General features: G+C 70.5%; 6 protein-coding genes. 3 read left to right on the forward strand and 3 right to left on the reverse strand.

Annotated elements, in window-relative coordinates:
- The 3 genes from ON21_RS17215 to msrB form a co-directional block, all read left to right on the forward strand.
- Positions 1-1,240 (forward strand): alpha/beta hydrolase (locus ON21_RS17215; protein ID WP_039799124.1); only part of this gene is annotated, 1,240 nt, incomplete at its 5' end.
- 82 nt (positions 1,241-1,322) lie between these two features.
- Positions 1,323-2,666 (forward strand): glycosyltransferase family 87 protein, encoded by a 1,344-nt coding sequence (locus ON21_RS17220; protein ID WP_039799125.1) that lies wholly within the window; start codon positions 1,323-1,325, stop codon positions 2,664-2,666.
- A complete protein-coding gene (gene msrB / locus ON21_RS17225; protein WP_051020897.1) occupies positions 2,663-3,106 on the forward strand; it encodes a peptide-methionine (R)-S-oxide reductase MsrB in 444 nt (147 codons plus the stop codon). The genes ON21_RS17220 and msrB overlap by 4 nt, the downstream gene beginning before the upstream one ends.
- 97 nt (positions 3,107-3,203) lie before the next feature.
- Here the strand turns inward: msrB and hemQ are convergent, their stop codons facing one another.
- The 3 genes from hemQ to hemE all read right to left on the reverse strand — a co-directional run bounded on the left by hemQ (position 3,204) and on the right by hemE (position 6,496).
- Positions 3,204-3,899, reverse strand: coding sequence for a hydrogen peroxide-dependent heme synthase (gene hemQ / locus ON21_RS17230; protein ID WP_039799126.1), 696 nt, complete (start codon positions 3,897-3,899; stop codon positions 3,204-3,206).
- Between the two features lie 133 nt (positions 3,900-4,032).
- Positions 4,033-5,394 carry a protoporphyrinogen oxidase gene (locus ON21_RS17235; RefSeq protein WP_039799128.1) on the reverse strand — a complete coding sequence of 454 codons (1,362 nt, stop codon included), beginning with the start codon at positions 5,392-5,394 and terminating at the stop codon, positions 4,033-4,035.
- Positions 5,395-5,464: 70 nt separating this feature from the next.
- A complete protein-coding gene (gene hemE, locus ON21_RS17240; protein ID WP_086006434.1) occupies positions 5,465-6,496 on the reverse strand; it encodes a uroporphyrinogen decarboxylase in 1,032 nt (343 codons plus the stop codon).
- Between the last annotated feature and the right edge of the window lie 5 nt (positions 6,497-6,501).

The raw sequence follows: 6,501 nt of genomic DNA on the forward strand, positions 1-6,501 counted from the left end.
CGCGTTGCGGGCCCGGCTGGCACAGACCCCGGCCGACGCACCGCCGCTGGTGCTCACCTCGGGCTCGGATCGTTCCTCGTCCGCCACCCTGGCCGGGCTGGCCGCGGGCCCGGCCTCCGCGCTGCTGGCCGCCCGCCCGATCGTCGCGGTGGACCGGCGCGGCATCGGCAGCTCCCAGCCGATCGACTGCCTGCCGCCGGAGATCCGTCGCGGCCTGGCCGACAACGCCCAGTCCGGCCCCGGCGCGGGCGACCCGGTGGCGCGGATGACGAAGCTGAGCCAGGACGGCACCATCGCCTGCCGCGACTTCCTGCAGCCCTACGAGAGCACCTTCGACGCACCGCACGCCGCCGACGACATCGAGCAGTTGCGCAGGCAGTGGCAGGTGGACCACATCGCGCTACTTGGCACGGGCAACGGCGCGAAGGTCGCGCTCAGCTACGCCCGCAAGTACGGCGACCACGTCGCCCGGCTGGTGCTCGACTCCCCGGAGCCGGTCGGCACCGATGCCGTGACCCGCTCCGAGCAAGCCGTGCAGGGCGCCGAGGCGGCGCTGACGGCGTTCGCGCAGCGCTGCGTCGGCGTCGGTTGCTCGCTGGGAGCCGATCCACGCGCCGCGATCACCGATCTGGTGAACCGGGCCGGGACCGGCGACCTCGGCGACATCTCGGCGAACGCGTTGCTGACCGCGGTGTCGGGCTTCCTCGGCAGCCCGCGCGCCGACCAGGCCACTCGGGTCAACGAGCTGTCCGACGCGCTGGCCGCGGCCGGACGCGGCGACCGGGGACCGCTGAACGATCTGATCAGGCGCGAAGCCGCGGCCACCGAGAGCGACGGCCAGTTCGTCAACCGGTGCACCGACACACAGCTGCCGCCGACGCCGGACAAGGCCAACGAGCTCGCAGGCACGTGGGCGGGCAAGTATCCCGTCTTCGGCAAAGCGGCGGCCATCGCACTGATGGAATGCGCGGCCTGGCCGGTGTCGACCGCGCCCCCGCTGCCCGAAAAGCTGGGCATCCCGGTGCTCGTGCTGGGCGGGGTCGCCGATCCGGTGGTCGGCAACGGTGGTCAGTCGTCGGTGACCGGCGCGATCGGTTCGGCGGGCGCCCGGCACGCGGCGCTGTCCTGGCAGGGCTTCGGGCATCCGGTGGCCACCCATTCCAGCTGCGCGCAGCGGGCGGTGCTCGACTATCTGAAGGACGGCAAACTTCCCGCGGATGGCACCGCCTGCCCGGCTTAGCCTCGGTGGCGCGCGGTCGTCGAGCGGCGCGTCCGGCAGGTCCGGCCAACCACCGGTAACCCATCCGGTGTACCGTGCCCCAGTGTTCCTTCGACAGCTCGAGCCCCGGACCGCTCGCACCACCGCCGAGGTGATCAAGTTCGCACTCTGGCCCCTCGCGGTCATGACCGTGCTGAACCGGGTTTTCATCAAGGCTGTCAACGGCTTCATCACCGACGACTACAAGCCGGTCTACCAGGCGTCGCTCGACTTTCTGAACGGGCGGCCGGTCTATACCGCGAACTTCGACTCGGTGGACCCGCACTACCTGTACCCGCCCAGCGGCACCTTGCTGATCGCGCCGATCGCCGCCATCGACTACGAGAAGTCGCGCTGGCTGTTCATCGCCCTGAACGCGATCGCGATCCTCATCGCCTGGTATCTGCTGCTGCGACTGTTCCGGTACACGCTGAACTCGGTCGCCGCGCCCGCGCTGCTGCTGGCGATGTTCTCCTCCGAGACCGTGATCAACACGCTGGTGTTCACCAACGTCAACGGCTGCGTACTGCTGGCGGAGCTGATGTTCATCCACCTGCTGCTGAAACGGCGCGACCTGTGGGCGGGCGCCGCGCTCGGATTGAGTATCGCGGTCAAACCCACACTGGCTCCGTTGCTGTTGATCGCGCTCGTCCGCGGGCAGTGGAAAGTCTTCGTGACGGCCCTCGGCGTGCCGCTGGCGCTCACCGCGATCGCCTGGCCGCTGGTGAAGGACCCGGAGGAGTTCCTCACCCGCACCGCGCCCTACCTCTTCGAATCCCGCGACTACTTCAACAGCGCGATCGTCGGCAACGGCGAGTACTACGGGCTGCCGCCGTGGCTGACCTGGGGCATGCGCGTTGGGCTCGGCGTGCTGGTGCTGATCTCGCTGTGGCTGCTGTACCGCTACTACCGCGAGGACGAACTGTTCTTCGTCTGCACCTCCTCCGGCGTGCTGCTGACGGCCTCGTTCCTGCTCAGCTCGCTGGGGCAGATGTACTACTCGATGATGCTGTTCCCATTCCTGATGACCGTCGTGCTGCGCAATTCGGTGCTGCGCAACTGGCCGGCCTGGCTGGCGATCTTCGGGTTCATGAGCTACGACAAGTGGCTGTCGGACCGCTGGCAGCACATCGGCCGCAACCTGGAGTACCTGCGCATCACCTTCGGCTGGGGCCTGCTGCTCATCGTCGTGTTCTGCGTGCTCGGCGAACGCTATCTGGCCGCGCGGCGGGAAGGACGGCTGCCGTTCGGGATCGATCCGGCATGGATGAAATCGGCACCGGACCCGCGCGCCGAGGAGCCGCAGACGCCGGTTTCCGCTGCCGCCGCGGCTCTCCCGGCGGAAACCTCCAGGCCACACAACGGTTCGGCGCCGGTGGAGCAGAATCGTATTAGCGTGGAGCCATGAGTTCCGAAGCCGACACCTCCGTGCCCGCGCCGCGTATCCAGCTCTCGCCGCAGGAATGGCGGTCGAAGCTCAACCCGGAGGAATACGCGGTGCTGCGCGAGGCCGCCACCGAGCGGCCGTTCACCGGCGAGTACACCGACACCAGAACCGAGGGCGTCTACGTGTGCCGGGCCTGTGGCGCCGAACTGTTCCGCAGCACCGAGAAATTCGACTCGCACTGCGGCTGGCCGTCCTTCTTCGATCCGGCGGCGTCCGACGCGGTGATTCTCCGGTCGGACGACTCGCTCGGCATGCATCGGGTCGAAGTGCTGTGCGCCAACTGCCACAGCCACCTCGGCCACGTGTTCGAGGGCGAGGGGTACCACACGCCCACCGACAAGCGCTACTGCATCAACTCCATCGCCCTGCGACTGCACCCCTCGGGCAGCGCAGCGGAGTAACCAGCCCGACGCTCACGGGCAGCGTACGAAGCCCCGGCGTGCGGCGCATGCCCCGAAAACTCCGGGCAAGCGTTTGCCGACGCCGGGGCGGGCCGTGTCAGGGCAGAGCGGCGATCAGCTTCTCGATCTCCACGCGGGGGCCGGTGAAGAACGGGATCTCTTCGCGCACGTGCCGCCGAGCGTCGGTGGCCCGCAGGTCGCGCATCAAATCGACGATCCGGTGCAATTCGGGCGCCTCGAAGGCCAGAATCCATTCGTAGTCGCCGAGCGCGAACGAGCTGACGGTGTTCGCCCGCACGTCCGGATAGCCACGCGCGGCCTTACCGTGTTCGGCCAGCATCCGGCGGCGCTCGTCATCGGGCAACAGGTACCACTCATAGGACCGGACGAACGGGTACACGCAGATGTAGGCGCCCGGTTCCTCACCGGCCAGGAAAGCCGGAATGTGGCTCTTGTTGAACTCGGCGGGACGGTGCAGCGCCGCGTTGCTCCAGACCGGCGCGCTGGCCCGGCCGAGCTCGGTGGTGCGGCGGAAGTCGGCGTAGGCGGCTTGCAGGTCCTCGACGCGCTCGGCGTGCGTCCAGATCATGAAATCCGCGTCGGCGCGCATCCCGGCCACGTCGTAGACGCCGCGGACCACGACGTCGCGGTCGGCCAGACCGTCGAAGAACGCCTTGGCCTCCTTGGTCGCCGCGTCCCGGTCCTCGCCCAGCACTCCGGGCTGCACCTGGAAGACCGAGAACATCAGGTAGCGGATGGTGGAGTTGAGAGCCTGATAGTCGAGTCGCGCCATAGCACTATCGTGCCACTCGCTTGGGAGCGCCCGCGTCGCCGGGCGTGAACTGCTCGATGTGCACGCGGGCGTCGGGGATGCCGAGGGCGCGCAGCTGGCGTCGCAAGCACAGATGCGGCACGCCCGCACCCGGTCAGCGTGCGGTGCCCGCGCCGACCTGCGCCGCGATACGTTGTGCGGCGTCCGTGCCGGAGGCGACGCACGCCGGCACGCCGACGCCGTGCAGGTACGCGCCCGCTACCGCCAGCCCGTCCAGCGCCGCGACCTCGGCTTCGACGGTCGCGATGCGGGCAGGGTGGCCGGGCGCGTACTGGGCGAGGCCACCCGGCCAGCGCTGTACGACGGCCTCCACCGGCTCGATCGCGACCCCGGTCACGGTAGCCAGGTCCGCGGTGGCGGCGGCGACGAGTTCGGAGTCGGGCCACGACAGCGGCGAGTCGTCGCCGAACTTGCCGAAAGAGACGCGGACGAGCGCGGTTTCGCGTTGTGCGAGATGTGTCCATTTGCGGCTGGACAGGGTGAACGCTTTGGCGCGCAGGGGTTCTCCGGTGGCCACCAGGATGCCCGAGTTCCGCGGCAGAGCGGTCTCGCGGGGCAGCGCCAGCGCGACCACGGCGGAGGAGGAGAGTTCGACGCCCGCCAGTTCCGCCGCCGCGACCGGGGCGACGGCGCTCAGCAGTCGCGCGGTCACCGGCGCGGGGGTGGCGAGCACCACCGCGTCGACGGCGCCGATCGGGTCGACCACCCAACCGCGCAGCCCCCTGGCCAGACGCGTTCCCGGCGTCGCGGTGACAAACCTGGCCCCGGAGCGGTCGGCGAGCGCGTCGAGCAGCACCCGGTAACCGTCCCGGATTCCACCGAAGACCGGCGCGTTCGACGGCGGCGGCAGCGCGGCGCCGACCGCGGCGGTGAGACTGGGGGCGCCGTTGTCCAGCGCGGCGGCGAGGGTGGGCAGCGCGGCGCGGACACCGATGGAGCGGGAACTGCCCGCGTACACGCCGCCGAGCAGCGGATCCACGCTGCGCTCGGCGACCTGCGCGCCGAAGCGATCGGCGACCAGGCGGTGGACGTCGGTGTCGGAGCCGGGCTCCCAGTCCAGCGGGCGGTCCGGTTCGGCGGCGATCCGTGCCAGTGTCTCGGCGTCGACCAGCCCGCGCATCGACTCCGCGTTCGCCGGGACACCCATCAGGGTGCCCTCCGGCAGCGGATGCGCGCTTCCACAGGACCACACCAGCGGCCGCAGACCCGCCGGGGTCACCAGCTGCGACTCCAGCCCGAGCTCCCGCAGCAGCGCGGGCACCTCCGGCCGCCGCCCGACGAACGCTTCCGCGCCGAGATCCAAAGGCTCCCCGGCCAATTCACCGGTATAGAGGATGCCGCCGACCCGTTCGGCGCGATCGAGCACGAGCACGTCGGCATCCGGCCCGAGCAACGTCCGCAACCGATACGCGGCCACCAGTCCGCTGATCCCGCCGCCGACCACCGCGATACGCATGCCTCGACCGTATCGCGTGCCGCCACCGCGACCGTCGCCCCGGTGGCCCGACCCACCGCCTCGGCCCGGCCTACAGCTCGTGCACGAGCTCCACCAAGGCGGTCAGCACGCCCGGATCGGTCTCCGGAAGCACCCCGTGGCCGAGGTTGAAGATGTGCCCGGCAGCGCCGAGCGTGATCGCCTCGTCCGCTTCGCGCGCGATCCGCCGCGCCTGCTCCTCGATCGCCTCCGGCCCGGCGAACAGCACGGCGGGATCGAGGTTGCCCTGCAACGCTTTTCCGGGCCCGATCCGGCGGACGGCCTCGGTCAGCGGCACCCGCCAATCGACGCCGACCACGTCGGCTCCCGCTTCGCTCATGGCGCCGAGCAACTCGCCGGTTCCCACGCCGAAGTGGATGCGCGGCACGCCCGCCTCGGCGATCTCCGCGAACACCCGCTCCGAATGCGGGAGCACGAAACTGCGGTAGTCGGCCAGCGAGAGCGCGCCCGCCCAGGAGTCGAACAATTGCACGGCGTCGACGCCGGCCGCCAACTGCGCCTGCAAGAACGCGATGGTGATATCGGTGAGCACACCGAGCAGCTCGTGCCAGGTCCGCGGGTCGGCGTACATCATCGCCTTGGTGCGCTCGTGATTCTTGCTCGGACCGCCCTCGACCAGGTAGGAGGCGAGGGTGAACGGCGCGCCCGCGAACCCGATCAGCGGCGTCTCCCCCAGCGCGTCGACCAGCAGGCGCACGCCGTCGGTGACCGCCCCCACCTCCTCGGGGCGCAGCCGGGGCAGGGCGCGCACATCGTCGACCGTTCGCACGGGTGCGGCGACCACCGGCCCCACACCGGGGACGATGTCCAGGTCGATCCCCGCCGCCTTGAGCGGAACCACGATGTCGGAGAACAAGATCGCCGCGTCGACCCGGTGCCTGCGAATCGGCTGCAAGGTGATCTCGCACACCAGCTCGGGGTCGAAGCAGGATTCGAGCATCCCGATGCCCGCCCGCACCTCGCGGTACTCGGGCAGCGAGCGTCCGGCCTGGCGCATGAACCACACCGGACGCCTGCTGGGCGTCGCGCCGGTAGCGGCGGCCAGGAACGGGGCATCGGTCAACCGGC

It is taken from the genome of Nocardia araoensis NBRC 100135, from assembly GCF_000308435.1.
Lineage (GTDB): Bacteria > Actinomycetota > Actinomycetes > Mycobacteriales > Mycobacteriaceae > Nocardia > Nocardia araoensis.

Bases quoted from the DNA above. Each gene is read 5' to 3' on its own strand.
- msrB (WP_051020897.1), top strand. From the start codon at position 2,663: ATGAGTTCCGAAGCCGACACCTCCGTGCCCGCGCCGCGTATCCAGCTC.
- ON21_RS17235 (WP_039799128.1), bottom strand. From the start codon at position 5,394: ATGCGTATCGCGGTGGTCGGCGGCGGGATCAGCGGACTGGTGGCCGCG.
- hemQ (WP_039799126.1), bottom strand. From the start codon at position 3,899: ATGGCGCGACTCGACTATCAGGCTCTCAACTCCACCATCCGCTACCTG.